The following is a 23786-nucleotide window of genomic DNA, read 5'->3' as shown; positions in this document are numbered from 1 at the left end:
CCGTTGATCGCTTTGAAGGCACGTCGCGCACAGTGGCAGGTTCGAACTGATACGGCCTGACGTTCTGCGGGCCGCTCTATAGAGGTATCTGCCATGAGCCAGCAACGTCCCGAGGATGATCCGCTCTGGAAGGATCCGCTGAACAACCCGCAACGCGTACACGATCCGGTCACTGACCCTAATGTTGATGGCGACCCGCAACGGCGCGAGCATCCCCAGGACATCGAGCGCCTGCCCGACGCCCCGGATGACGACACGCGTTTACCGGAGCCTGATCAACCCACACCGCTGTCTGACGAACGTCGTTAGTCAGCCGTCAGCTCCTGCACCTGCCAACGCACCGAGCTGACGCCCTTTTCCAGGCTGACCCGGCTGACCAGGCGCTCCAGTTGCGTGGGCGCCTCCGGGCTGCCAAGCAATTCGGCGCGCACCTCCAGCTTGGCCGGGTTGGCCAGGTCTTCACTGTGCAGCGACTGCAGGCGCAATCCGCCATTGCCGAAGCTGTGCAGCATAAGGCTGCGCACTTGAATCTCGTCTTCGGCACGGCAGGTGATGCGCACCTCGAAGCGCTGTTCAGCTTCAGTAGCAGGCAGCACGTCCTGATGGTTGAGACGCTGGGCAATGTCGCGCAACAGGATGTTGGCGCACAGCACCACGCAGCTACCCAATGCCGCCTCAAGCAACAGGCCCATGCTGCACAGCACGCCAACGGCCGCCGTACACCAGAGCGTTGCCGCGGTGTTGAGGCCGCGTACATTCAGGCCGTCACGCATGATCACCCCGCCGCCAAGAAAACCGATACCCGACACCACATAGGCCGCGATGCGCGAGGCATCGGTAGCCGCCATGCCCGGCACCGCCTGGGTCATCAACACGAACAGGCAAGCGCCGGTGCTGACCAGGGCATTGGTGCGCAGGCCGGTCAGGCGCTGGCGCAATTGACGTTCTGCGCCGATCAGCGCACCCAGTACAAGCGCGACAGCAACGCGCAGGAGAAAAACTTTCCAGTCCATGACAAACCTCAATCTCGCGGCACACGCCGCCAGGGCACCGAACGGGTTCGATACCGGGATGAACAAATGGATTGCGCAGGCCCACAAGCCAGGTTCACGAACCCTCGTGACGGCCAGGCAGGGAAGGAGAATGAAGCGTCGTCATCCAAGCGGATGCGAGGCGCCACTGTCCGCCATGTACGGCGTAGCAGTGGCAGAGAAGAGAGTCTGCTGAACTAGCGCGCCGTAGGGGTCTGTCGCAATCGACCAGAGCTACTGTCCAATTCAGGACTCCTGTATAGGCATGCAAAAATGCGGGCGAGAAACTAACGTTGTACGGCAGCAGGGTCAAGGTTGTTTTCATGACAATTGCTGTAGGAATGCATCTGGAACGCCAGTGTTCCGGATTTGCAACGCTCTAGTGTGTCCACGCCGCTACCGCCGGCCAGGCGCTATGGCTATGGTTGTAGTCACGGTTCGGCGGGGGAGCGGCATGCAGCCACTGATAAACTACTTCAACATGATTCTGCATCCAGGCGCAGATACCTTTCGCTTCGCCTTGCGCACCATCATCGCCTGCCTGCTGACCCTGTATCTGGCGTTTATCTTTGACCTCGACCAGCCCAAATGGTCGATCATGGCGGTGTTTATCGTCAGCCAGCCGCTCGGCGGGATGACCTTGCAGCGCAGTTTTGCCCAGGTTGTCGGCACAACCGTCGGGGCAGCGGTGGCGGTGCTGATCATGGCGCTGTTTCCCCAGGCCCCGTTGCCATTTCTGGTCACCCTGGCACTGTGGCTGGCCTTGTGTACCGCCGGCGGCACCTTGTTGCGCTACACCAGCTCGCATGCCTTCGTGCTCAGCGGCTTCACCGCCGTGGTGGTCGCCATGCTTGCCATCCCCGAACAAGACAACACCCTGATGCTGGCCATCACCCGGGTTACCGAAACTTTGCTGGCAGTGGCCTGCGTTTGTGTGGTCAGCTTGCTCAGCGCTCGTCCCCAGGCGGTTACCAAGGGCTATTTCGCCAAGGTCGACAACCTGATCAAGCTGATGGCCAGTCACGCCGCCGCGGCCATTCGCGGCGAAGAAAGCGCGGCCGCGTTCAGCCAGCGGCAAATGCAGATCCTCGGTGAAATCAGCGCGCTGGAGGGGCTGCGTAGGCACCTGTATTTCGACGCGCCACACCTGCGCGGCGCCAATGGCCTGGTACAACTGCTGGGCAACCAGCTGGTGCTGCTCAGTTCACGCCTGACCGTACTGCGCAACCAGAAACTGATGATTGCCGAGCGCTGGCCGGGCGCGTATCCGGACTTCATCAATCGGTTGCTTACAGACGAGCTGGCCTTTCTTGACCAGTTGGCGCAACAGGGCAGGGCGATGCCGAGCAACGCCCGCGAACACTTCAGTGCCTTGCAGCGGCGTTTCGACCAGGCCGCCTTGCAGGCCGAGCAGTTACAGCATGACATGCCGGCAACGTTGCGCTCGCTGGCCTGGGCACTGCGCTGGGAGCAGGCACGGCTGCTCGAACAATTGAGCGAAATGCTCGAACTCAGCGACGCGATACAGGAAGGCCGTGCCGGTGATTGCCTGTACCGCCAGCCATTGACCAACCCCCTGCATCTGGATTGGCGCCTGGCGGCGATGAACGCCAGCCGCGCGTTCTGCGCCTTGCTGGTGGCCGGGCTGATCTGGATCGAGACGGCGTGGGACGGGGCCCGTGCCGGGGTGATCCTGGTGGGCATTCTCTGTTCGTTGATGGCCACCTTCCCACGGCCATTGATGGCCGCGCAAAACTACATGCGCGGCTTGGGCCTGGCCTTAGTGGTGTCGGCGCTGTACCAGTTCTGGCTGATTCCGCAGGTCGTCGATTTCGAGATGCTCGCGCTGTTGCTGCTGCCGTTGCTGTATGTCGTCGCGGTGGGCCTGTCGACGCCAATGACGGCGGGGATCGGCATGGGCCTGGGCCTTTCCAGTTTCCTGATGTTCGGTCCGCAGAACATCGGGGCCTGGCAGAACACCGCCATGCAGTGGTTTGAATTCGCCGGCGCCTATATCTGTGGCGGCGTGCTGTCGTTGCTGGTGTATGCCTGGATGTTCCCGTTCAACCCGCAGCGGCGCATCGAGCGGCTGTTCCGCGAAACCCGCGAGCAGGTCTATGCGTTACTCAAGGGGCCCACCTCGGACGCGCGCCAGTTTGCCTTCGAGAGCCGTATGGTTGACCGCCTGACGCTGATTCTCGGCCTGCTGCCAGCCGTTCAGGACAGCCGTTCCAAAGTGCTGTTCGACGTCAATCTGGCGTGCATGGCCCTGGGTGTGGCATTGCGGCAGTTGCAGGAGCAGGGGCGGTTAAATCTGCTGCTGGCCGACAACACCCGTGAACGCCTGGAGCAGGTCCTGCGCAACACCGGGCGCTTTGTGGCGGGCCGCACCCGAGGCCAGTTATCGGCTTTACTCGATACCTTGCAGGCGCTGGGCGAAGAACTCGATGCGTTGCACAGCGAACAGTTTCACGCGCCGCCCGAGCAACTGCGCTCGCTGTTTCGCATTCGCGTCGCCTTGCTGGTAATCGCCGGTTTCCTGCGCCATTACAGTACCTACCTTGATCCCGTTACTGAAGGAGAGCCAGCGCTTGCCCATTGATTTCGAGATCGGTGGCGTTTACCTGCCACCGATAGCCCAGGCACTGTTGCTGGCCGTGCCCTTGCTGTTCGCGTTGCTGTGGCTGCTGCAACGCCTGGGGGTTATGCAGCGGGTGTGGCACCCGGCATTGTTCGAGGGCGCCCTGTATGCCTGCGTCTGTGCCTTGATCATCCTGTTCATGGGGAGCTGAAACAGTGAAGAAATTCGTGGCCCAGGCGTCGACCCTGGCAATTGTGGCGCTGGCGCTGGTGCTCGGCTGGTTCGCCTGGGAGCACTACACCCGTGCTCCCTGGACCCGTGATGCGCGAGTGCGGGCAGACGTGGTAACCTTGTCGGCAGACGTCGCCGGGCGCATCGTTGCGCTGCGGGTAGCCGACAACCAGCACGTGGACAAAGGCGATCTACTGCTGGAAATCGACCCTGAGCGCTATGCCCTGGCGGTGGACCATGCCCATCGTGCCATCGAAGTCGCCCGCGCCAGCGAAGGTTTGGCCCAGGCGGCGATTGTTGCCAGCCAGGCGTTGCTCAAGCAGCGTCAAAGCGAAGAACTGCGCCGGCGCACCTTGAAGCAGACCGCGGCAATCTCCGGTGAAGAGTGGGAAAAGGCCAGTACCGATGTTGCGGTCGCCCAGGCCGAACTGATGCGGGGCCAGGCCAACCTGAGCCTGGCCACTGCGAACGTGCAACTGGCCACGGCAGCGTTGAACCAGGCACAACTCGACGTGCAGCGCACCCGTATCCTTGCGCCGGTCAGCGGTTATGTGACGAACCTGCTGACCCGCCAGGGGGATTACGCCAGCGCTGGCGGCCCGCTGTTGGCCCTGGTGGACAGCAGTTCGTTCTATGTCAGCGGCTATTTCGAGGAAACCAAACTGCCACGTATCCAGGTAGGCGATCCGGTGCAGATTGCCCTGATGAGCGGTGAACACTTCGACGGCAAGGTACAGAGCATCGCCTACGCAATCACCGACCGCGAGAACGCGCCTGGCAGTCGCCTGCTGGCCAACGTCAACCCCAGCTACACCTGGGTCAAACTGGCACAGCGCATTCCGGTACGCATCGAGATCGACCCCGGTTACAGCGGCAGGAACAACCTGCGCGCCGGTACCACAGCGACGGTGACCGTACGCCAGTAGCGTGACGAAATGCCTCCTGCCGAGCGAGCCAAAATGGTAGGCTTCTGGCCGTTTGTGCCCACCAGCCGATAGATGTCCTCATGATGCTCAATTTCGCGGTATTTCTCTGCACCCTGACAGCCATGGAGGGTATCGGCTACCTGGCGCATCGTTACATCATGCATGGTTGGGGCTGGTTTCTGCACCGTTCGCACCACGAGCCTCATCTGGGCGCACTGGAAACCAACGATATCTACCTGGCTGCCCTGGCGTTGATCGCCCTCGGCCTGGTAGCGCTGGGCCGAGCCGGGCATGCGCCGCTGCAATGGGTAGGCGCCGGGGTCGCGGCGTTTGGCGTGCTGTACGTGATCATCCATGACGGTATCGTGCACCGGCACTGGCCGTTCAAGCCGCGACCGCGCAACCGGTATCTCAAGCGCTTGTACAGGGCGCATTTGTTGCACCATGCGCTGAAGGGGCGGGATGACAGTGTGTCGTTCGGTTTTCTGTATGCGCCGCCGATGCACAAGCTGAAACGTCAGTTGCGCGAACGGCGCAGAAGCCAGTAGCGCAATTTCGTACAAGATCGCCGGACGCATTAGGCGTAGGCTGGAGCAGTACCCTACATGGAGTTGAAGCATGAGCCTGTACATCGAAACCCCGCTGCTGGCCTCCCGCCCGCTGAGCTTGGCCAGTGGTCTGGACATCTGGCTGAAACTGGACGCCTTGCAGCCCTCGGGTTCGTTCAAGTTGCGCGGCATTGGCGCTGCCTGCGAGGTCTATGCCAAGCAGGGCAAACGCCGTTTCGTGTCCTCATCGGGTGGTAACGCCGGCATCGCCGTGGCTTATGCCGGCCGCTGCCTGGGCCTGGCGGTTACCGTGGTAGTGCCGGAAACCACCACCGAGCGGGCCAAACAGCTGATCCGCCAGGAACAGGCCGAGGTCATCGTCCACGGCAAGGCCTGGCATGAGGCCAACGCTCTGGCGCTTTCGCTGCTGGGCGACGACGATGCCTATATCCATCCCTTTGATGACCCGCTGCTCTGGCAGGGCCATGCCAGCATGATTGATGAAGTGGCCGCCAGCGGCCTGAAGCCCGACGCCGTGGTGGTCGCAGTAGGCGGTGGTGGTCTGCTTTCCGGCGTGTGTGAAGGCCTTGAACGCAACGGTTGGGATCAACTGCCGGTATTCGCGGTTGAAACCGCAGGTGCCGCCTCGCTGGCGGCCGCCATGGCGCAGAAGCAATGGGTGGCGCTGGAAAGCGTCAACACCGTGGCGACGTCACTGGCGGCCAAACAGGTGTGCCAGCGTGCGTTCGAATGGAGCCAGCAACGCCCCGTGTACAGCCACGTTGTCAGTGATCAGGCGGCACTGGCGGCGTGCGAACAGTTTCTTTCGGATCAACGCATCCTTGTCGAGCCCGCCTGTGGCGCAGCCTTGGCGCTGGCTTACACGCCATCGGATGAGCTCAGACGCTATCAAAAGGTGTTGGTGATCGTTTGTGGCGGCGTTACCGCAACCATCGACCAGATCCGCCAGTGGCGGGCGGCTTGCTAAAGGGGTAGCGTCCCATCCTGGCCAAAGCCGCCTTCAGGGCTGAAGGCGGCTTGCGGGCTTTACTCCTGGTGCGCCACTTCAGTCGCACCTGCCGGCTCGCGGCTCACCCACCAGCCAAAACCCGCTGCGGTAAAGAACATGATCAAACTGTAAATCGCTGCGGGAATGGCCATGGTCGAGTTATTGAGCAAGGTCGGCGCCAAGGCCAGCGCAATGGCCAAGGTACCGTTGTGGATACCGATTTCCATGCCGATGGCAATCGCCTGGCGCTTGGGAATCTTCAACAAACGCGGCAGCCAGTAGCCAATGCCCAGGCTCAACAGGTTGAAGAGCAAAGCCGCGCCGCCCACCACCGGGGCGTAGTCGACCACTGTTTGCCAGTCCTTGACCATGGCCAGAACAATGGTAAACACCAGAAACAGCGCAGCAATGATCTTCATCGGCCGCTCCATGCGTGCGGCAAACCCCGGTGCCAGGCGGCGGATCAGCATGCCGATGGCCACCGGTACCAGGACAATGGCGAATACCTGCAGGACTTTGGTGAATTGCAACGGGATGGCCTGATCCGCCGTCATGAAGTACGCCAGCGACAGGTTCACCAACAACGGCATGGTCAGGATCGCGATCAGCGAGTTGACCGCAGTGAGGGTCACGTTCAACGCCACATCACCATGAGCCAGGTGGCTGAACAGGTTGGCCGTGGTGCCGCCCGGCGACGCAGCGAGCAGCATCAGGCCCACTGCCAGCGCCGGCGCCAGGCCAAAGCCCTTGGCGATCAGAAAACACAGAAAGGGCAGCAGCAGGATCTGGCAGGCCAGGCCGATCAGCACGGGTTTGGGGAATTTCACCACCCGGGCGAAATCGGCCAGGGTCAGGGTCAACCCCAGCCCGAGCATGATGAACCCCAGGGCAATGGGTAAAAAGGCACTGAGCAGAGGCGATGCAGTCATGTCATAGGCTCGCTGAAAAGGGATGTGCGCCAGTGTAGGCGAGGATCTCAGGCCGCGTAGCCGGGCATGTGTTCATCAAGTTTACGAAGTAATGCAGGCCACGGCAGTGCACCGCCGATGCCGGTGCTGCTGCGCATCACACCGGCGAGCATGGCCTGGGCGCCGGCAAGAATGCCCGGTGGGATTACGCCTAATGCCGCGCCGCTGCTTTGCGCCATCAGCTGGATTTCGCAGGTGCGCTGGAAGATGAACATCATCAGAAAGGCATCGGCAATGCTAGACGCGCAGGTCATCAGGCCGTGGTTACGCAGGACCATGTAGTGGCTGTCGCCCAGATCGGCCTGCAACCGCAGCTTTTCCTCGGCGTGCAAGGCCACACCTTCGTAGTCGTGGTAACTGAGGCTGGCCAGCACAAACATCGATTGCTGCGACAACGGCAACACGCCGGCTTGCTGCGCCGACAGGGCAACGCCTGCGGCAGTGTGGGTGTGCAACACGCAATTGACGTCGTGGCGCACCTCATGCACTGCGCTGTGGATGGTGTAGCCCGCCGGGTTGATCTCGAACGGGCTGTCCATCTGCTTGGTTCCGGCCAGGTCGACTTTTACCAGGCTGGAGGCGGTGATCTCGTGGAACATCAGCCCATATGGGTTGATGAGGAAGTCCTCGGTGCCCGGTACCTTGGCCGAAATATGGGTGAACACCAAATCATCCCAGCCATGCAGGGCAATCAGGCGGTAGCAGGCGGCGAGATCGACACGGGTCTGCCATTCGAGGTCAGACACCTGCTGCTGCACGCCACGGGGGGAATTCAGGCTGTTCATGCGCGCTTCCTTGTTTTTATGAGAATGGCTCGAGTCTAGCCAGTCCGGTGCGGTGACGAACTTGCCTTGGCAGCCAGACTGCTAGCCTTGCGGGTCACCTGCACGGTACACACTGGCGCGCACGGTTGTCTGTGCTCAGGCGCTGGTGTAGAACGGCTGAGCACTTGTCGAACAAGAGTCCCTAGATGACCGAACGCACCACCTCGTCCCATTGGGCCAGTACCATCGTCCAGTCCCTGGAGCAGCAGGGGGTGGATTGCCGTCAGTTGTTCAAACAACTGGGCATGAATTACCAGGCCTTGAGCGACGCTGAAGCACGCTTCCCCCAGGATGGCATGACGTGCCTGTGGCAGGCCGCCGCCCGGGTTACCGGCAATTCCGGGCTTGGGCTTGGCCTGGCGCGAGTTGTTCGGCCTTCGGCGTTTCATGTAGTGGGGTATGCGCTGATGTCCAGCCGCACGCTGGTCGAAGGCATCGAGCAACTGGTGCGTTACCAGCGCATTATCGGTGAAGCGGCAGACCTTACGCTGCACACCTACGCCGACGAATATGAACTGACCCTGAAAATTCATGGTGACCGCCTGCCTTCCAGCAGGGAAAGTGCCGAGGGTTCGCTGGCATATTTCCTGGCATTCTGCCGCTGGCTAGGCAATCGTCCACTGACGCCGCGCCGGGTGCGTCTGTGCGGAGTACCACCCCAAGACAGCCGGCCTTATGAGGCGCTATTCCAGGCCCCCCTGGAGTTTGATGCCACGCATTACGCCTTGTGTTTCGAGCGTGCTGACCTGGACGCCGAACTGCCTACCGCCAATGCGGCGCTGGCGGCCGTGCACCAGCGCTTTGCCGATGACTACCTGGAACGATTTAACGAGGGGCAGCTCAGCCACCAGGTCCGCCAGTTGCTCAGTCGCTTGTTGCCTCAGGGCGAACCTCGGCGCGAATCCCTGGCCCAAGCCTTGCTGATGTCCGAACGTACCTTGCAGCGCCGGTTGCAGGAGGAGGGCAGTACATTCCATGCGTTGCTCGACGACACTCGCCGCACCCTGGCTGAACAATACCTGGCCCAATCCGGCCTGAGCCTTCAAGAGATATCTTATTTACTGGGATTTTCTACACCGAGTACCTTCTTCCGTGCGTTTCGTCGCTGGTTCAGCTGCACGCCGAACGAGCACCGTGCTTCACTCGGTGTGGCGGGAAACGCGGCGTAATAGTGATTATTATTCAATGATTTGCGATGCCGCCCTGCGCAAGCTGCGTCAAGCCGTCGCCCTTGTGGCACCTGGCTGCAGGCAGTAGGATTCGCTGTTTACTCAAGGACATGAATTTCGATGCAGTTCCAGCCAGGCATTCTCGCCGCCCCCGTACCCGCTCAAGGCCGTCACTTGTTTTTTACCCTGCAATCGCCAGCCGCATTGCCGGGCGTACTGTCTGCACTGCAGCAACAGGTGGAGGGTAAACGGGTAGTCGCAGGTTTCGGGGCGCCTCTGGTACAGGCGCTGGATCGCAGCATCGAAGGCTTGCGCGGGTTTCCGCAACTGGACGCCGAAGTCGCCAACCCGTGCACCCAGCACGACCTGTGGTTGTGGCTGCGCGGTGAAGACCGTGGCGACCTGTGGCTGCTCAGCCAGGACCTTGAAAAGCTGCTGGCACCGGCGTTTGTCCTGGCCGAGGCCACCGATGCCTTTCGTCATAAAACCGGTTTTGACCTGACCGGCTATGAAGACGGTACGGAAAACCCGGTTGAAGACGCCGCGGTCGAAGCCGCCATCGTCCCTGGCGATACCCCCGGCATCAGCGGCTCGAGCTTTGCCGCGTTTCAGCTGTGGCGCCACGACCTGGACTGCTTCAAAGCCCTGCCGCAAGCCGAGCAGGACAACATCATCGGCCGGCGCAAAGCCGACAACGAAGAGCTCGACGATGCGCCCGAGTCGGCTCACGTCAAGCGTACGGCGCAGGAAAGCTTCGAGCCTGAGGCGTTTATCGTTCGTCGTTCGATGCCCTGGGCCGATACGCGTGGCGCGGGCCTGGCGTTCCTGGCCTTCGGTCATTCCTTCGACGCTTTCGAAGCCCAGTTGCGCCGCATGAGCGGGCTGGAAGACGGTGTGGTCGACGCCTTGTACCGCTTCAGCACGCCGCTGACCGGTGGTTACTACTGGTGCCCGCCGCTCAACGGCCAAACGCTTGATCTGAGCGCACTGCTCGGCTGAAGCAGCAGACCTGTAGGAGCGGATTCATCCGCGAAGACCGGATGCTCGACACTGAGTCGGGTCTGTTGCGCCGCTTTTCGCGGATAAATCCGCTCCTGCAGGTATGCGGTGTTCTGGACAGTCAGGCTGCAAAAAATTTTACGCACTTTTTACGAAGGGCCGTCTCGCGGACAGGGATACTACCGCCGCATTCTGTAGCCGAGACGTCCCACCGTGAGCCAAGCCGTATCCTCTGCAAGCGCCCATCCTCCTGTAAAAACTTCCTCAATCAGCCTGCTTGTTGCTGCCGTTGGCGTGGTCTACGGCGATATCGGCACCAGCCCGCTGTACACCCTCAAAGAAGTGTTCGCCGGCCATTATGGCGTGCAAGCCAACCATGACGGTGTGCTGGGTATCCTGTCGCTGGTGTTCTGGTCGCTGATCTGGGTGGTGACACTCAAGTACGTGCTGTTCGTGCTGCGTGCCGACAACCAGGGCGAGGGCGGCATCATGGCCCTGACCGCTCTTGCACGGCGAGCGGCGGCACCATATCCGCGGTTGAGCCGGGTGCTGGTGCTGCTCGGCCTGTTTGGCGCCGCACTGTTCTACGGCGACAGCATGATTACCCCGGCAATCTCGGTACTTTCGGCGGTAGAAGGCCTGCAGCTGGCTTTCGACGGTATCGAACACTGGGTCGTGCCGATTTCGCTGGTGGTGCTGGTGGCGCTGTTCCTGATTCAAAAGCACGGCACGGCGCGTATCGGTATCCTTTTCGGCCCGGTCATGGTCCTGTGGTTCAGTGTGCTCGGTGCGCTGGGTGTGTATGGCATCGTCCAGCGCCCGGAAGTGCTGCTGGCGCTCAACCCGGCCTGGGCCGTGCAGTTTTTCGTGGTGCATCCGGGTATTGGCGTAGCCATTCTCGGCGCTGTGGTGCTGGCACTGACCGGCGCCGAGGCACTGTATGCCGACATGGGCCACTTTGGCCGCAAGCCGATTGCCCGGGCCTGGATCCTGCTGGTGTTGCCGGGGCTTGTACTCAACTATTTCGGCCAGGGCGCACTGATCCTTGGCAACCCCGAGGCGGTGCGCAACCCGTTCTACCTGCTGGCACCGGGCTGGGCCTTGCTGCCAATGGTCGGGCTTGCCACCCTGGCGACCATCATTGCCTCCCAGGCGGTGATTTCCGGCGCATTCTCGCTGACGCGCCAGGCCATCCAGCTGGGGTATGTGCCGCGCATGTTCATCCAGCACACCTCAAGCCAGGAGCAAGGGCAGATCTACATCGGCACCGTGAATTGGGCGCTGATGGTGGGGGTGGTGCTGCTGGTGATCGGCTTCGAGTCCTCCAGTGCCCTTGCCGCCGCCTACGGCGTAGCGGTGACCGGCACCATGCTGATTACCACGTTGCTGTCGGCGGCGGTGGTGCTGCTGTTGTGGAAAGCACCACGCTGGCTGGCGGTACCGTTGCTGGTGTGTTTTCTGCTGGTCGACTGCCTGTATTTCGCTGCCAACGCGCCGAAGATTTTCCAGGGCGGGGCGTTTCCGGTGATCGCCGGTACCGCACTGTTCATCCTGATGACCACCTGGAAGCGCGGCCGTAAAATCATCGTTGAGCGGCTGGACGAGTCTGCGCTGCCGCTACCACTGTTCATCAGCAGTATTGCCGCCCAGCCACCGCACCGCGTACAGGGTACGGCTGTATTTCTTACGGCCCGTTCCGACGCTGTGCCTCACGCCTTGCTGCACAACCTGCTGCATAACCAGGTGCTGCACGAGCGGGTGGTGTTGCTCACGGTGGTGTCGCAGGATCGCCCGCGGGTGCCGGTGGCTGAACGCTTCGAGGTGCAGGACTTTGGCGACGGCTTCTACCGGGTCAATCTCAATTTCGGCTTTATCGAAGAGCCCGATGTGCCGGCCGCGTTGCAGCTGTGTCACGTACCGGGCCTGGACTTCAGCCCCATGGTCACGACGTTCTTCCTCAGCCGTGAGACGGTCATCCCGACCAAGCGCATCGGTATGGCGCGCTGGCGTGAAGGGTTGTTTGCTTTTTTGCTGAAGAACGCCAACAGCAACCTCAAGTACTTCAAACTGCCGCTCAACCGGGTGATCGAACTGGGTACGCAAGTCGAGATGTAGACATCCTGCGTTGCGCATAAAACAAAACCGGCCTTGTGCCGGTTTTGTCGTTTCTGGACAAGGGCATCGCTTTGCCCGTTGGTACAGCAACGAACTTGAGGCGTAGAAAAGCCCGTGCAGCAGCCAGCGCAGAGGGCTTGTCACGAAATGAAAAAGGCTTGTCGCGGGATGAGAAGCACCTTGAAAGCGTAGGGCTTATTGTCCAGCCAACCTGTACTGACGCAGTGCATCAAGAACAAGAACGGAGTGACAAGCATGTCTAAAGTCGTACGCTTCTACGAACCGGGTGGCCCTGAAGTCCTGCGCTACGAGGACGCCGAAGTCGGTGAGCCCGGCCCGGGCCAGGTCCGCCTGCGCCAGGTTGCGGTTGGCCTGAACTACGCCGACACCTATTTCCGCAACGGCACCTACCCGATCCCGATGCCCAACGGCATGGGCGTGGAAGCGGCCGGTGTGGTCCAGGCAGTGGGTGAGGGTGTCACCAACGTCGCCGTGGGCGACCGCGTCACCTACACCGGGTTTCTCAATACCCTGGGCGCTTATTGCACCGAGCGCCTGATTGGCGCCGCTGCGCTGATCAAGCTGCCGGAAACCATCGCTTTTGAAACCGCTGCAGCGATGACCATGCGCGGCCTGACGTCAGCCTACCTGATGCGCCGCCTGTACGACTTCAAACCGGGCGACACGCTGCTGCTGCACGCCGCTGCCGGTGGCGTCGGCCTGATCGTTTCGCAGTGGGCCAAGCTGCTTGGCGTCAATGTCATCGGTACCGTGTCCACCGATGCCAAGGCCGAAGTCGCCAAGGCCCATGGCTGCACTCACACCATCAACTACAGCCACGAAGATGTCGCCAAGCGCGTACGTGAACTGACCGATGGTGTTGGCGCCAACGTGGTATTCGACAGTGTCGGCAAAACCACCTTCATGGCTTCGCTCGACTCGCTCAAGCGCCGCGGCCTGCTGGTGTGTGTGGGCACCGCCTCGGGCACCATCCCGCCGTTCGACCCGCAGATCCTGGCCATGAAAGGCTCGTTGTTCATGACCCGTCCGGCGTTGGCCGACTATATCGCCGACCCGGTCGAGAAAGCCGACCTTGCCGGCGAGCTGTTCGATCACGTCAGCAGCGGGCGGATCAAGATCGAGATCAATCAGCACTACGCCCTGCAGGACGCCGTCCAGGCCCACCGTGACCTGGAAGCGCGCAAAACCACCGGTTCGTCGATCTTCGTCATCTGAAGAGGGCCTCAGCATGCACATCGAACAATTGACGTGCGCCATCGGCGCCGAAGTGTCCGGGGTCAACCTGGCCGATGCAGTGCACGACGACGACCTGTTCGAGCAGCTGCGTGCGCAGCTGCTCAAGCACCGGGTACTGTTTTTGCGTGACCAGAACATCACCCGTGCCGAGCACGTAGCGTTCGCGCGCCGCTTTGGCGACCTGGAAGATCACCCGGTAGCTGGTAGCGACCCGGAGCATCCGGGCCTGGTGCAGATTTACAAGCGCCCGGACCAGCCAGCCGACCGCTATGAAAACGCCTGGCATACCGACGCCACCTGGCGCGAGGCACCGCCCATGGGCTGCGTGCTGCGTTGCGTGGAATGCCCGCCGGTCGGTGGCGACACCATGTGGGCGAACATGGTGCTGGCCTACCAGAACCTGCCGGACGAGGTTAAGGCAAAAATCGAAGGGCTGCGCGCCCGTCACAGCATCGAGGCCAGTTTTGGCGCCGCGATGCCGATCGAAAAGCGCCTGGCGCTCAAAGCCCAGTATCCGGATGCCGAGCACCCGGTGGTGCGTACTCACCCGGAAACCGGTGAGCAGGTGTTGTTCGTCAACGCCTTCACCACCCATTTCACCAATTACCACACGCCGCAGCGGGTGCGCTTCGGCCAGGACGCCAATCCGGGCGCTGGCGATCTGCTGCGCTACCTGATCAGCCAGGCCTACCTGCCCGAGTACCAGGTGCGCTGGCGCTGGAAGCCCAACAGCATCGCGATCTGGGACAACCGCAGTACCCAGCATTACGCGGTCATGGACTACCCCGCCTGCCACCGCAAGATGGAGCGCGCCGGGATCAAGGGCGACCGTACGTTTTAAGCGCAGGCCAGTCGCCGACTGGCGCGCTCACCGAATACGACAATAACAAGACCGAGGACGGAAACATGCAATTCTTCGACGATTCGCTGCACCCGGAAAACATGGAAAAGGTGGTCATCACCGTGGCTCCGTATGGCCCGGAGTGGATGCCTGAAGACTTCCCTGAAGACATCCCGCTGACCATGGATGAGCAGGTTCAAAAGGCCGTTGACTGCTACGAAGCAGGCGCCACGGTGCTGCACCTGCACGTACGTGAGCTGGATGGCAAAGGCTCCAAACGCCTGTCGAAATTCAACGAATTGATTGCCGGTGTGCGTGAAGCGGTGCCGGAAATGATCATCCAGGTCGGTGGCTCGATCTCGTTCGCCCCGGAAAGCGACGGCGAGGCGGCCAAATGGCTGTCGGACGATACCCGTCACATGCTCGCCGAGCTGACGCCAAAGCCTGACCAGGTAACGGTGGCGATCAACACCACCCAGATGAACATCATGGAGCTGCTGTACCCGGAATACCTGGAGGGCACCTCGCTGTCCCACCCGGCGATTCAGGCCGCCTACAGCGAAATGACCGTACCGGCGGGCCCTGCCTGGGTGCGCGAGCACCTGCGTCGCCTGCAGGCCAGCAACATTCAGCCGCACTTCCAGCTGACCGGCATGCACGCCCTGGAAACCCTGGAGCGCATTGTGCGCCGCGGCGACTACATGGGCCCGCTGAACCTGACCTGGATCGGTATCGGTGGCGGCTTTGACGGCCCGAACCCGTTCAACTTCTTCAATTTCATCCACCGCGCCCCGGATGGCTGCACCCTGACGTCCGAATCGCTGCTCAAGAACGTGCTGCCATTCAACGCCATGGCCATGGCCATGGGCCTGCACGCACGCTGCGGCAACGAAGACACGATCATCGACCACCAGGGCAAGCGCTTCAGCTCGGTGCAACAGATCCAGCAAACCGTACGTATTGCCCACGAACTGGGCCGCGAGATCGCCAACGGTAAAGAAGCCCGTGCCATTTACCGCATCGGCGAGCAGTACAGCAGCATCGAGGAAACGCTCAAGGCCAACGGAATGGCGCCTAACCGCCTGCCAGGTCAAAAGGGTGTACCTCAGCGCGGCTGACCGGTAACGGGTCGGCCCTTGACGGGGGGCCGGCCTGCCACCGACCACCGCGCTGAACGTCAGGCTTTTGAATAACAAAAACATCTATGCCAGACAACTAAGGAGGCAGCATGGCCGCCTATCTTGCCAACGCCACTGATGATGGTGTCGATACTTCTCGTGGCATTCCACGGCGCTATGCCTGGTTTGTCTTCGCCTTGACCTTTGGCCTGCTGATATCCGACTACATGTCGCGCCAAGTGCTCAACGCCGTCTTTCCACTGCTCAAGGGCGAATGGGCCCTGAGTGACAGCCAGCTTGGCCTGCTCAGCGGCATCGTTGCCCTGATGGTCGGCTTGCTCACGTTTCCTCTTTCATTGCTTGCCGACCGCTTTGGCCGGGTCAAGAGCCTGGTGCTGATGGCCATCCTCTGGAGCCTCGCCACCCTGGGCTGCGCCCTGGCAGAAAATTATGAACAAATGTTCGTCGCCCGTTTCCTGGTCGGCGTCGGCGAAGCCGCATACGGCAGCGTCGGTATCGCTGTAGTGGTGGCGGTGTTCCCCCGCGACATGCGCGCGACCCTGGCCGGTGCCTTTATGGCCGGCGGCATGTTCGGCTCGGTGCTGGGCATGGCGTTGGGCGGCGTTTTGGCACAGCACCTGGGCTGGCGCTGGGCATTTGCCGGCATGGCCTTGTTCGGCCTGTTGCTGGCGGTGCTGTACCCGCTGGTCGTCAAGGAGGCGAAAATCGCCCCGAAACGCATGAACGACGCCGCTAAGAAAATCGCGCGCCCGCTGCACACCCTGTACAGCAGCCGCTCGGTGATTGCCGCGTACGTCGGCAGTGGCCTGCAGTTGTTCGTCGGCGGTACGGTGATTGTCTGGATGCCCAGCTACCTGAACCGCTATTACGCCATGGGTACTGATCGTGCAGGCGTCGTCGCCGCCATTATCGTGCTGTGCAGCGGCATCGGCATCATCCTCTGCGGCATGCTCTGTGACCGTCTGGGGCGTCAACGTCCGGACCGCAAGATCAGCCTGGCCATCGGCTATTGCCTGGGCAGCTGTGTGCTGTTGTCGCTGGCATTCGCTTTGCCAACCGGCACCGCGCAACTGGTACTGATCTGCCTGGGGATGATGATCGCCGCAGGCACCAACGGACCGTCCAGCGCGATGGTCGCCAACCTGACGCATTACTCGGTGCACGGTACTGCGTTCGCCACCCTGACCCTGGCCAACAACCTCCTGGGGCTGGCCACCGGGCCATTGATTACCGGGCGTGTTTCCGACGTGATCGGTTTGCATGCCGCGTTCCAGCTGGTGCCATTGATCAGCATCTTTGCCGCCGCGGTGTTTTTTGTTGCCAAGCGCCACTACCACAACGACATGGCCCGCCTGCAGAACCTGCAGGAAGCGTCGCCTGAAGTGGCGCCGATTCAGGAGGTAAAACCGTGAAGCGCGTGTTGTCCATTGAAGTATTTTTCGACTTTATCTGCCCCTGGTGCCTGATCGGTCAGCGTCATCTGCAGGTAGCTCTTGAGCAGTTGCATCTCGAGCAGCCTGACGCTGAAGTCAGTGTGCGCTGGCGCGGTGTGCAGTTGCTGCCGGACATGCCGCGCACCGGGCAACCCTTCGAGGCGTTCTACCGCAAGCGCCTGGGCAGCGATGAGGCTGTACGTGTGCGCCAGGCCCAGGTACGTGGCGCCGCGCAAGCGGCCGGCGCCAACATCGACTTTTCGCGCATCACGCGCATGCCCAACACCGGCGATGCCCACCGTTTGCTCCAGCGCGCCATAGCCCTGGGCGACACGCAGGTGGTCGAAGCCTTGCTGGCACGCCTGTTCGCCGCCTACTTCGAGCAAGGCAAGGACCTCGGTGACCCGGTCACCTTGCTGCACATCGCCCGCGACTGCGGCTTGAGCCCGACGCAAATTGCCGATTGCCTGCGCGGCGATGCCAGCCCGTTCATGGGCGGCAATGCCCACGCCGCCGACGGTGTGCCGTGCTTCGTCCTCAACCAGCGCCGTGCGGTTTCAGGCGCACAGCCACCCGCTGTATTGCTTGCAGCCATGCGTGAAGCCCTGGACGAGGCGGTGCCGGCATGAGCCTTCGCTACCCTGTGCCAGCGCACAAAATACCCGAGCGCGGAGGCCGTGCGCTGCTGGCGTTCGAAGGCAAGAGCCTGGCGCTGTTCAACGTCGCCGATACCTTCTACGCCATCGACGACAGCTGTCCGCATCAAGGCGCCTCGCTGTGTGGCGGGCGTCTGGAAGGCCGGGTGATCCAGTGTTGCGCCCATGGCCTGCGTTTCGACCTTTCCAGCGGATACCTGCTCAATTCTACCGCGCTAAAGGTCAACAGCTACCCGGTCGAACAGCAGGGTGATCAGCTGTACATCGTCTACGAGGAGACCGGCCAATGAGCACTGTTGCAATTGCCGCCGTCAATAATCGGGTGCGCGAGCTGGCACCGGGTTTTCTGGTCAGCCTGATTGCCGCTGCAGCGGCCAGTTTTCTCAGCGAGCACTACGGCGCGCCGGTGATGCTGTTTGCCCTGTTGCTGGGCATGGCGCTGAATTTTCTTTCCGTCGATGGCCGCTGCAAGGTCGGCATCGAATTCACCGCCCGTACGGTGCTGCGCATCGGCGTTGCCTTGCTGGGCATGCGCATCACCCTGGAACAAATCGCCAGCCTTGGCTGGAAGCCCGTGGCGCTGGTGGTGATCATTGTCGCGGTGACCATCAGCGTGTCGATGGTGGTGGCCAAGGCCCTGGGTTTCAACCGCCTGTTCGGCATGCTCACCGGTGGAGCCACGGCGATTTGCGGTGCCTCGGCAGCGCTGGCACTGGCGGCGGCGCTACCGCCGCACAAGCAGAAGGAGCACGCAACGCTGTTCACCGTGATCGGCGTGTCGGCGTTGTCGACCCTGGCGATGATCCTTTACCCGATGATTGCCACCTGGCTTGAACTGACGCCGCCCCAGGCCGGGGTATTCCTTGGCGCCACCATTCACGATGTCGCGCAAGTGGTGGGGGCGGGGTACAGCATGTCTACCGAAACCGGGGACATTGCCACGGTGGTCAAGCTGATGCGGGTGGCGATGCTGCTGCCGGTAATTGTCTGCGCCGCGATGATTACCCGGCGCTCAGGCGACGACACCAGCGGCAAGCGGCCGCCGCTGTTGCCATGGTTTGCGGTGGGTTTTGTACTGTTGGCGTGCCTGAACAGCACCGGTTGGGTGCCGACGGTAGTGCAGGGCGGTATCAACGACCTGTCGCGCTGGTGCCTGGTGGTCGCGATCAGTGCGCTGGGGATGAAGACCCAACTCAAGGAACTGGCCAAGGTCGGCTTCAAGCCCATTGCCTTGATGGTGGGGGAGACGGTGTTCCTCGTGTTGCTGGTGTTGGCGCTGATGCATTGGGGGTTGTGAGGGACGGTGATGCTGAGTTGATCAGCGGCTCGGCCGGGTCTGTTCCTTTGCGCGTTTGCGGTTTCTCTTTGCTGGCGCTGGCGGCGGTGGCCAGTCAGCGGCGGTGGAGAGGGGCGGAACAGGCTTTCCGGGCCTGCCGGCCTCGCGGATGATGCGCGGCCAGCGCGGTTCCCAGCCAAGCAATAGGGAAATCCAGTGCAAGGATGCATGGAGAAAAATCAGGGGCGATAATGCGACTGTCCACAGCATCACCCTGGAGGTAAAGCCCGCGCGCCACAGAGGCCTTAAACAGCTCCATGAAGCCAGGAGTGATAACCAGGGCCATGGGATCTTGCCGAGCAGCTTTTTCGGCTTCGGCACCGCCTGCGGGCCTTCCTCCATGTAGCGTCGGATAAATTCCCAGAGGTTGACGATGTCGCTGGTGCCGTTGGCTATCTTGCCGACCAGCATGATATGGAAATGCGGCAGGCCGGTCATCTCGTTGGTCCAGGCCAGCATGAGTTGTGTACCGGTGCCTCGCCACTCCGGAAGGCCTAACGCCGGTTCCGGGGAAACCTGGTCCCAGGCCAGGGTGGTGATTCCGCCGGCGTAGCCTGGACGGTGCAGATAAACCTGGCGAGTGACGCGATTGAAGCGGATAAGCAGGCGGCGCTGGACGAAGTTCTCCAGGCGGATGAATCGCCAGAGATATTTGTAGATTGCCCAGCAGATTGCACACACCAGAGAGCCGATAATGATCGGGTCAACGTAGTCCATGGTTGTTGCAGGCGTTTTTACACCGAAATGAACGTGGGTAAACCACACGCTACTCATTTCAACACTCAAGGTAGCCAACAAAAACACGATCGTTACCAGCGTGAGTGTCAAAGGCGTGACGATGCCTCGCTTGTCCTGCATTGCGCCGGTATAAAGCTCGAGATAGGTATCGTTGAAGGCGTAAATTGAACCGTCCGCATTTGGACACTCGCTCACCCGGTCGTGAATGCCAGGGAGCTCCATCACCCCATTCTCTCTATCCGCCTTCTCTTTGGCGAGGGCTCGCGCCATATCAACTTCAAGCTGGCCGCGTGTTTTGGGGTCGATTTGTATCGCCCAGAATCCCTTTTCTATTAGGTACATTCGGACGCGGCCTCAGCGTTTGGCTGTATTGTCGGGTGGCGTTTCGGGGCTGTCGGATTGTGCTGTTGTATCGTTATTACGCCGACTGCGCCGCTTACGGGGTTTGATTAGCCCGCTTTCGACTACTGGCAGTGGCGGCCAGTCGGCGGCGGTGGAGAGGGGTGGAACAGGCTTTCCGGGCCTGCCGGCCTCGCGGATGATGCGCGGCCAGCGTGGCTCCCAGCCCAGCAACAGCGAAATCCAGTGCAAAGTGGCATGCAGCACAATCAGCGGTGATAACGCGGCGGTCCACAACATTACTCTGGAGGTAAGGCCTGCGCGCCACAGCGGGCGCAAAAAGCTCCAGGGCGCCTTCAGGGACAACCAGGGCCAGGGGATTTTGCCAAGCAGCTTTTTCGGCTTCGGCACCGCCTGCGGGCCTTCCTCCATGTAGCGTCGGATAAACTCCCAGAGGTTGACGATATCGCTGGTGCCGTTGGCTATCTTGCCGACCAGCATGATATGGAAGTGCGGCAGGCCGGTCATCTCGTTGGTCCAGGCCAGCATGAGTTGGGTACCCGTGCCTCGCCACTCCGGAAGGCCCAGCGCCGGCTCCGGAGAGACTTGGTCCCAGGCCAGGGTGGTGATGCCACCAGCATAGCCGGGACGGTGCAGGTAAACCTGGCGGGTGACGCGATTGAAGCGGATCAGCAGGCGACGCTGGACGAAGTTCTCCAGGCGGATGAAGCGCCACAGGTATTTGTAGATTGCCCAGACAATCCCGACAACAATGATTGGCTCTACCAGTGAGTTAATATAAATGAAGGTTGTGGCGCTTGCTCTGCTCCAATATTCCACACCTGTAACCCAAACGGACAAAAGCTGAATGCTTACTGGCACTAATATCCACAGCAGAGATATCAGCGTGAGCGAGAGCACTGTGATAATTCCGCGGCCCTTCTGAATTGCTCCTGCGTAGAGTTCGATATAGGTGTCGTTGAAAGCGTAAATTGAACCATCCGCATTTGGACATTCGCTAACCCGATCGTGAATGCCAGATAGTTCCATCCCCCCATTCTCTCTATCCGCCTTCTCTTTGGCGAGGGCTCGCGCCATATCAACTTCCAGCTGGCCGCGTGTTTTGGGATCGATTTGTATCGCCCAGAAGCCCTTTTCTAGTAGGTACATTAGTTCACCGTATTAAATGCTTCGTACAGACGTTGGAGTTCCAGCTCTTCACTTTGGAATGGCTTCCAGAAATCGCCTTCTTCGCGTTTGCCGAAAGAGCTGTGTCTGCACCAGGCTTCAAGGTCGTCAGGCGCTATTTTCCAGATAACAACTGCCACAACGACGCCGATGACAGTTGCCCAACCCAATGCCAACCCCAACATGGCGGCGATTTCAGGTACTGCCAATGCGGCCGACCAACGAATGACTGTCGGCAGGATCGTGCGTAAAAACGCACGTTGGGTGTTTTGTAGAAGCCATTCTAGGAACGCGCCGGAGGCGGACAATGACAGCATTGCCCCAAGCGTCGAGATTGCTGTAGAGACAATGGCTTGTGCTAGGTAAGCGTTACGAAGGGTGTAGCGTCCTTCACTAAGGGCTACTCGTGCATCCAGTGCTGCCAAAACAGCCGATATCCCCCCACCTACAGCCGCAAGCAATCCTCCCGTTATTTTCAACCCACCCAACACAATGGCTGAGCCTCGCCCAACAACAGTAGAAGGAGTAAATCTGGCGCTGACTGCTGCTACGCCACTCGCAGTCAATTCGAAGCCTGCAGCAGCCGTTACCAATCCTGCGGCTACCAACTCTGCATAGTCTTTTGTCTGCTTGTCAGTGCGTGAGGCAGCGGTCAGCAGTGTGATCGATTCGATAATCGCCACAACGATGCCACTGCGCAGTTTGTAGAAGGGGCCCGCGCGCCCGTTCTGAAAGTCCGAGGCCAACGTATTGCGAACTTCGCCAATGCGATAGTTCACCTGACCGCGTACGCGTGCTTCGCTAGCGGTTCGGCCTGCAGCAGCCAGATCTTCAAGGCGCAGGCGGGTGACCTGATTACCGAGGTTGGCGTGTATATAGCCCAACAGCGGGGCTACCAGCCTTCGATCAAGGGCATTGTCCGGCAACAATTCAAAGAGGTATTGATGGGCTTGAGCAAATAGCGAGAGCGAGCGGCCCAGGCGATTGGCACCAAACCACTTGTGGGAGCCCTCTGCCAGCGCCTGCTGAACGTCTGAGTCCGCTTTCCCCAGCAGCTCCGCAACGCCTTTGAAGAGGGCGTTTACGGTTGCCAGTTTCGCCACCATGTTCTCTGCGGTCAGGACTTCTCCGGCTTTGGCTTCGGCGATTGCGATGACGGTTTTGCCCCTGATTTGCGCCTGGTTGCGGGTGAGGGCGCGCCAAGCCAGATTGCGCTCGCCGATGCTGATGTCCGACCACCAGCCCGCCAGTTTCGCTGCGCCGCTTTCGCAACCGTTCATGCCCAGCAGGCACAGGCCAATTTGTTCCATGAACGCCTGGCCCCAGATCGCATCCTTGCGGTCATACAGGTCCAATGCCTGGATCAACAGGTCGTGTTCCAGCCAGGCGATGTGGTCCGACGACCGCTTGTCCATTTCAGCCTGCGCCTGCTGGTCGCATCTGGCGAAGTCATCCTTGATCTTGGTTCTGGCCTGCATGTCCAGCAGGGGGCGATAGCGTTTGAACGCCTCTTCGGGGGCCTCTGCAGAGGCATTATCGAGTACTGTCTGCGGATCGTAGCGTTGTTCCTGCGCTTCCATGTTCTCGAAGCTCACGCCGAAACTGACCTGATGACGCATTGCCCTGTATTTGGCGGCGCTGAGTTTTGACGCGGCATCTTCGACAGCGTTTTCTATATAACCCTGCTGCATCGCTGTTTCTACGTTGTCCAGCGCTTGCGCTACGGCATACAGGCGCTCGTTGCTGATGCCTTCTTTGTTTGTCTGCTTCAACCACGGCAGGTTCATTTCAATGGCGTCGTTACGCCAGGCATTGAGCTCCTGAACGATGCCGATCGGGTCATCGAGCACCAGGGCGACACCGCCGCCACCCATCAGGCTGTCCAGGGCGCTCTGGTAAATCGAGCCCATGGACCTCGGCTCGTCACCCGGTGCAAGGGCGTTGCGGAACGGGGGAAATGCCTGTTTCTCCAGCAGGTGCCTGGCGGCGGGGTTGTCAGCGGCGAGGAACTCGGCGACGGTGCCGGCGACGTTCGAGGGGGTGATGGCGTCGACAAACAGCCCGCAGCTATTGACGAGCGTGCGCAGGTCGAATTTTTGCAGGCGGTTACGGTAAACGGGGTTGTCCCGATAACGATCAACCATTTCAGGGCTGAGCGGGTCCGGGGTGAACAGCAATCGGGCCTCGTCGACATCTTCCGGGTCACCGACCTGCACGGTCCAGCCACCGAGTGCGGCGATGCCCGGTATCGGTACGCCGGGGTCATAGGGCCAGACCGCTTGCAGCAAGCCAGTGTCGCAAGCGCGGTAGGCGGCTTCGCAGACGAAGGGCTTGCCCAGGCGCTGGAGGAAGATGTAGACGTAGCCCTCGCGGATGCTGCGCACCGCATAGCGGCTGTGGCGCAGCGGCGGGACGAGCTGTTTGCCCAGGTGCGCAGGCAGCGTGGGGGCCAGCTGCG

The 23786-nt window shown here is 61.1% G+C and carries 22 protein-coding genes; 16 read left to right on the top strand and 6 right to left on the bottom strand.

Features of this window, described 5'->3' with window-relative positions:
• Positions 1-93 precede the first annotated feature (93 nt).
• The gene (locus DM813_RS20885; RefSeq protein WP_128325301.1) at positions 94-309 is read left to right on the top strand and encodes a hypothetical protein; all 216 of its coding nucleotides are present in this window, start codon (positions 94-96) and stop codon (positions 307-309) included.
• On the opposite strand, the gene DM813_RS20880 is transcribed toward DM813_RS20885, so the two are convergent.
• Entirely contained in the window at positions 306-1013 is a 708-nt protein-coding gene (locus DM813_RS20880) for an MgtC/SapB family protein (protein WP_128325300.1), read from the bottom strand. The two genes, DM813_RS20885 and DM813_RS20880, sit on opposite strands and share 4 nt — an antisense overlap.
• Positions 1014-1485: 472 nt before the next feature.
• Between DM813_RS20880 and DM813_RS20875 the strand changes: the two genes are divergently transcribed.
• From DM813_RS20875 to DM813_RS20855, 5 genes are all read left to right on the top strand, one after another.
• Positions 1486-3633 (top strand): FUSC family protein, encoded by a 2148-nt coding sequence (locus DM813_RS20875; RefSeq protein WP_128325299.1) that lies wholly within the window; start codon positions 1486-1488, stop codon positions 3631-3633.
• The gene (locus DM813_RS20870) at positions 3623-3823 is read left to right on the top strand and encodes a DUF1656 domain-containing protein (protein ID WP_128325298.1); all 201 of its coding nucleotides are present in this window, start codon (positions 3623-3625) and stop codon (positions 3821-3823) included. The genes DM813_RS20875 and DM813_RS20870 overlap by 11 nt, the downstream gene beginning before the upstream one ends.
• Positions 3824-3827: 4 nt before the next feature.
• Positions 3828-4769, top strand: coding sequence for a biotin/lipoyl-binding protein (locus DM813_RS20865; protein WP_128325297.1), 942 nt, complete (start codon positions 3828-3830; stop codon positions 4767-4769).
• Positions 4770-4849: 80 nt separating this feature from the next.
• On the top strand, positions 4850-5317 hold the full coding sequence (locus DM813_RS20860) for a sterol desaturase family protein (protein WP_128325296.1): 468 nt from the start codon (positions 4850-4852) through the stop codon (positions 5315-5317).
• A gap of 70 nt (positions 5318-5387) precedes the next feature.
• Complete coding sequence (locus tag DM813_RS20855; protein ID WP_128325295.1) at positions 5388-6305, top strand: pyridoxal-phosphate dependent enzyme; 918 nt, start codon at positions 5388-5390, stop codon at positions 6303-6305.
• 59 nt (positions 6306-6364) lie between these two features.
• Here DM813_RS20855 and DM813_RS20850 read toward each other — a convergent pair whose 3' ends face one another.
• Positions 6365-7255, bottom strand: a complete 891-nt coding sequence (locus DM813_RS20850) for a bile acid:sodium symporter family protein (protein WP_128325294.1) — start codon at positions 7253-7255, stop codon at positions 6365-6367.
• A gap of 47 nt (positions 7256-7302) precedes the next feature.
• Entirely contained in the window at positions 7303-8079 is a 777-nt protein-coding gene (locus DM813_RS20845; RefSeq protein ID WP_128325293.1) for a class II aldolase/adducin family protein, read from the bottom strand.
• A gap of 185 nt (positions 8080-8264) precedes the next feature.
• Between DM813_RS20845 and DM813_RS20840 the strand changes: the two genes are divergently transcribed.
• The 10 genes from DM813_RS20840 to DM813_RS20795 all read left to right on the top strand — a co-directional run bounded on the left by DM813_RS20840 (position 8265) and on the right by DM813_RS20795 (position 19024).
• Positions 8265-9287: an AraC family transcriptional regulator gene (locus DM813_RS20840; RefSeq protein WP_128325292.1), complete on the top strand. Its 1023-nt coding sequence runs from the start codon at positions 8265-8267 to the stop codon at positions 9285-9287.
• Positions 9288-9407: 120 nt separating this feature from the next.
• Positions 9408-10286 carry a Dyp-type peroxidase gene (locus DM813_RS20835; RefSeq protein WP_128325291.1) on the top strand — a complete coding sequence of 293 codons (879 nt, stop codon included), beginning with the start codon at positions 9408-9410 and terminating at the stop codon, positions 10284-10286.
• A gap of 213 nt (positions 10287-10499) precedes the next feature.
• A complete protein-coding gene (locus DM813_RS20830; RefSeq protein ID WP_128325290.1) occupies positions 10500-12401 on the top strand; it encodes a potassium transporter Kup in 1902 nt (633 codons plus the stop codon).
• A gap of 255 nt (positions 12402-12656) precedes the next feature.
• Positions 12657-13637, top strand: a complete 981-nt coding sequence (locus tag DM813_RS20825; protein WP_128325289.1) for a quinone oxidoreductase family protein — start codon at positions 12657-12659, stop codon at positions 13635-13637.
• 13 nt (positions 13638-13650) lie between these two features.
• Entirely contained in the window at positions 13651-14499 is an 849-nt protein-coding gene (locus DM813_RS20820; RefSeq protein ID WP_128325288.1) for a TauD/TfdA dioxygenase family protein, read from the top strand.
• 65 nt (positions 14500-14564) lie between these two features.
• Entirely contained in the window at positions 14565-15617 is a 1053-nt protein-coding gene (locus DM813_RS20815) for a 3-keto-5-aminohexanoate cleavage protein (RefSeq protein WP_128325287.1), read from the top strand.
• A 110-nt stretch (positions 15618-15727) separates the two neighbouring features.
• Entirely contained in the window at positions 15728-17050 is a 1323-nt protein-coding gene (locus tag DM813_RS20810; protein ID WP_128325286.1) for an MFS transporter, read from the top strand.
• Entirely contained in the window at positions 17047-17700 is a 654-nt protein-coding gene (locus tag DM813_RS20805; protein ID WP_128325285.1) for a DsbA family oxidoreductase, read from the top strand. Before DM813_RS20810 ends, DM813_RS20805 begins: the two co-directional genes overlap by 4 nt.
• Positions 17697-18017 (top strand): Rieske (2Fe-2S) protein, encoded by a 321-nt coding sequence (locus DM813_RS20800; RefSeq protein WP_128325284.1) that lies wholly within the window; start codon positions 17697-17699, stop codon positions 18015-18017. Before DM813_RS20805 ends, DM813_RS20800 begins: the two co-directional genes overlap by 4 nt.
• Positions 18014-19024: a YeiH family protein gene (locus DM813_RS20795; RefSeq protein WP_128325283.1), complete on the top strand. Its 1011-nt coding sequence runs from the start codon at positions 18014-18016 to the stop codon at positions 19022-19024. The genes DM813_RS20800 and DM813_RS20795 overlap by 4 nt, the downstream gene beginning before the upstream one ends.
• A 21-nt stretch (positions 19025-19045) precedes the next feature.
• On the opposite strand, the gene DM813_RS20790 is transcribed toward DM813_RS20795, so the two are convergent.
• From DM813_RS20790 to DM813_RS20780, 3 genes are all read right to left on the bottom strand, one after another.
• Positions 19046-20143, bottom strand: coding sequence for a DUF6708 domain-containing protein (locus DM813_RS20790; protein WP_128325282.1), 1098 nt, complete (start codon positions 20141-20143; stop codon positions 19046-19048).
• A gap of 12 nt (positions 20144-20155) precedes the next feature.
• Complete coding sequence (locus tag DM813_RS20785; RefSeq protein WP_128325281.1) at positions 20156-21310, bottom strand: DUF6708 domain-containing protein; 1155 nt, start codon at positions 21308-21310, stop codon at positions 20156-20158.
• Positions 21310-23786: T6SS effector BTH_I2691 family protein (locus DM813_RS20780; protein ID WP_164897276.1), on the bottom strand; the 2477-nt coding region annotated here is incomplete at its 5' end. The genes DM813_RS20785 and DM813_RS20780, both read right to left, overlap by 1 nt.

The sequence above is a fragment of the Pseudomonas alkylphenolica genome (assembly GCF_004025535.1).
GTDB classification, from domain to species: Bacteria; Pseudomonadota; Gammaproteobacteria; order Pseudomonadales; family Pseudomonadaceae; genus Aquipseudomonas; species Aquipseudomonas alkylphenolica_A.
This window is presented reverse-complemented; position numbering and strand designations above follow the sequence as displayed.

What these genes read in the sequence shown, in the direction of transcription:
- DM813_RS20825 (WP_128325289.1), top strand. Translation starts at nt 12,657, where the DNA reads ATGTCTAAAGTCGTACGCTTCTACGAACCGGGTGGCCCTGAAGTCCTG.
- DM813_RS20795 (WP_128325283.1), top strand. Translation starts at nt 18,014, where the DNA reads ATGAGCACTGTTGCAATTGCCGCCGTCAATAATCGGGTGCGCGAGCTG.
- DM813_RS20850 (WP_128325294.1), bottom strand. Translation starts at nt 7,255, where the DNA reads ATGACTGCATCGCCTCTGCTCAGTGCCTTTTTACCCATTGCCCTGGGG.
- DM813_RS20790 (WP_128325282.1), bottom strand. Translation starts at nt 20,143, where the DNA reads ATGTACCTAATAGAAAAGGGATTCTGGGCGATACAAATCGACCCCAAA.
- DM813_RS20845 (WP_128325293.1), bottom strand. Translation starts at nt 8,079, where the DNA reads ATGAACAGCCTGAATTCCCCCCGTGGCGTGCAGCAGCAGGTGTCTGAC.
- DM813_RS20800 (WP_128325284.1), top strand. Translation starts at nt 17,697, where the DNA reads ATGAGCCTTCGCTACCCTGTGCCAGCGCACAAAATACCCGAGCGCGGA.
- DM813_RS20880 (WP_128325300.1), bottom strand. Translation starts at nt 1,013, where the DNA reads ATGGACTGGAAAGTTTTTCTCCTGCGCGTTGCTGTCGCGCTTGTACTG.
- DM813_RS20810 (WP_128325286.1), top strand. Translation starts at nt 15,728, where the DNA reads ATGGCCGCCTATCTTGCCAACGCCACTGATGATGGTGTCGATACTTCT.
- DM813_RS20855 (WP_128325295.1), top strand. Translation starts at nt 5,388, where the DNA reads ATGAGCCTGTACATCGAAACCCCGCTGCTGGCCTCCCGCCCGCTGAGC.
- DM813_RS20860 (WP_128325296.1), top strand. Translation starts at nt 4,850, where the DNA reads ATGATGCTCAATTTCGCGGTATTTCTCTGCACCCTGACAGCCATGGAG.
- DM813_RS20835 (WP_128325291.1), top strand. Translation starts at nt 9,408, where the DNA reads ATGCAGTTCCAGCCAGGCATTCTCGCCGCCCCCGTACCCGCTCAAGGC.
- DM813_RS20840 (WP_128325292.1), top strand. Translation starts at nt 8,265, where the DNA reads ATGACCGAACGCACCACCTCGTCCCATTGGGCCAGTACCATCGTCCAG.
- DM813_RS20815 (WP_128325287.1), top strand. Translation starts at nt 14,565, where the DNA reads ATGCAATTCTTCGACGATTCGCTGCACCCGGAAAACATGGAAAAGGTG.
- DM813_RS20875 (WP_128325299.1), top strand. Translation starts at nt 1,486, where the DNA reads ATGCAGCCACTGATAAACTACTTCAACATGATTCTGCATCCAGGCGCA.
- DM813_RS20785 (WP_128325281.1), bottom strand. Translation starts at nt 21,310, where the DNA reads ATGTACCTACTAGAAAAGGGCTTCTGGGCGATACAAATCGATCCCAAA.
- DM813_RS20820 (WP_128325288.1), top strand. Translation starts at nt 13,651, where the DNA reads ATGCACATCGAACAATTGACGTGCGCCATCGGCGCCGAAGTGTCCGGG.
- DM813_RS20885 (WP_128325301.1), top strand. Translation starts at nt 94, where the DNA reads ATGAGCCAGCAACGTCCCGAGGATGATCCGCTCTGGAAGGATCCGCTG.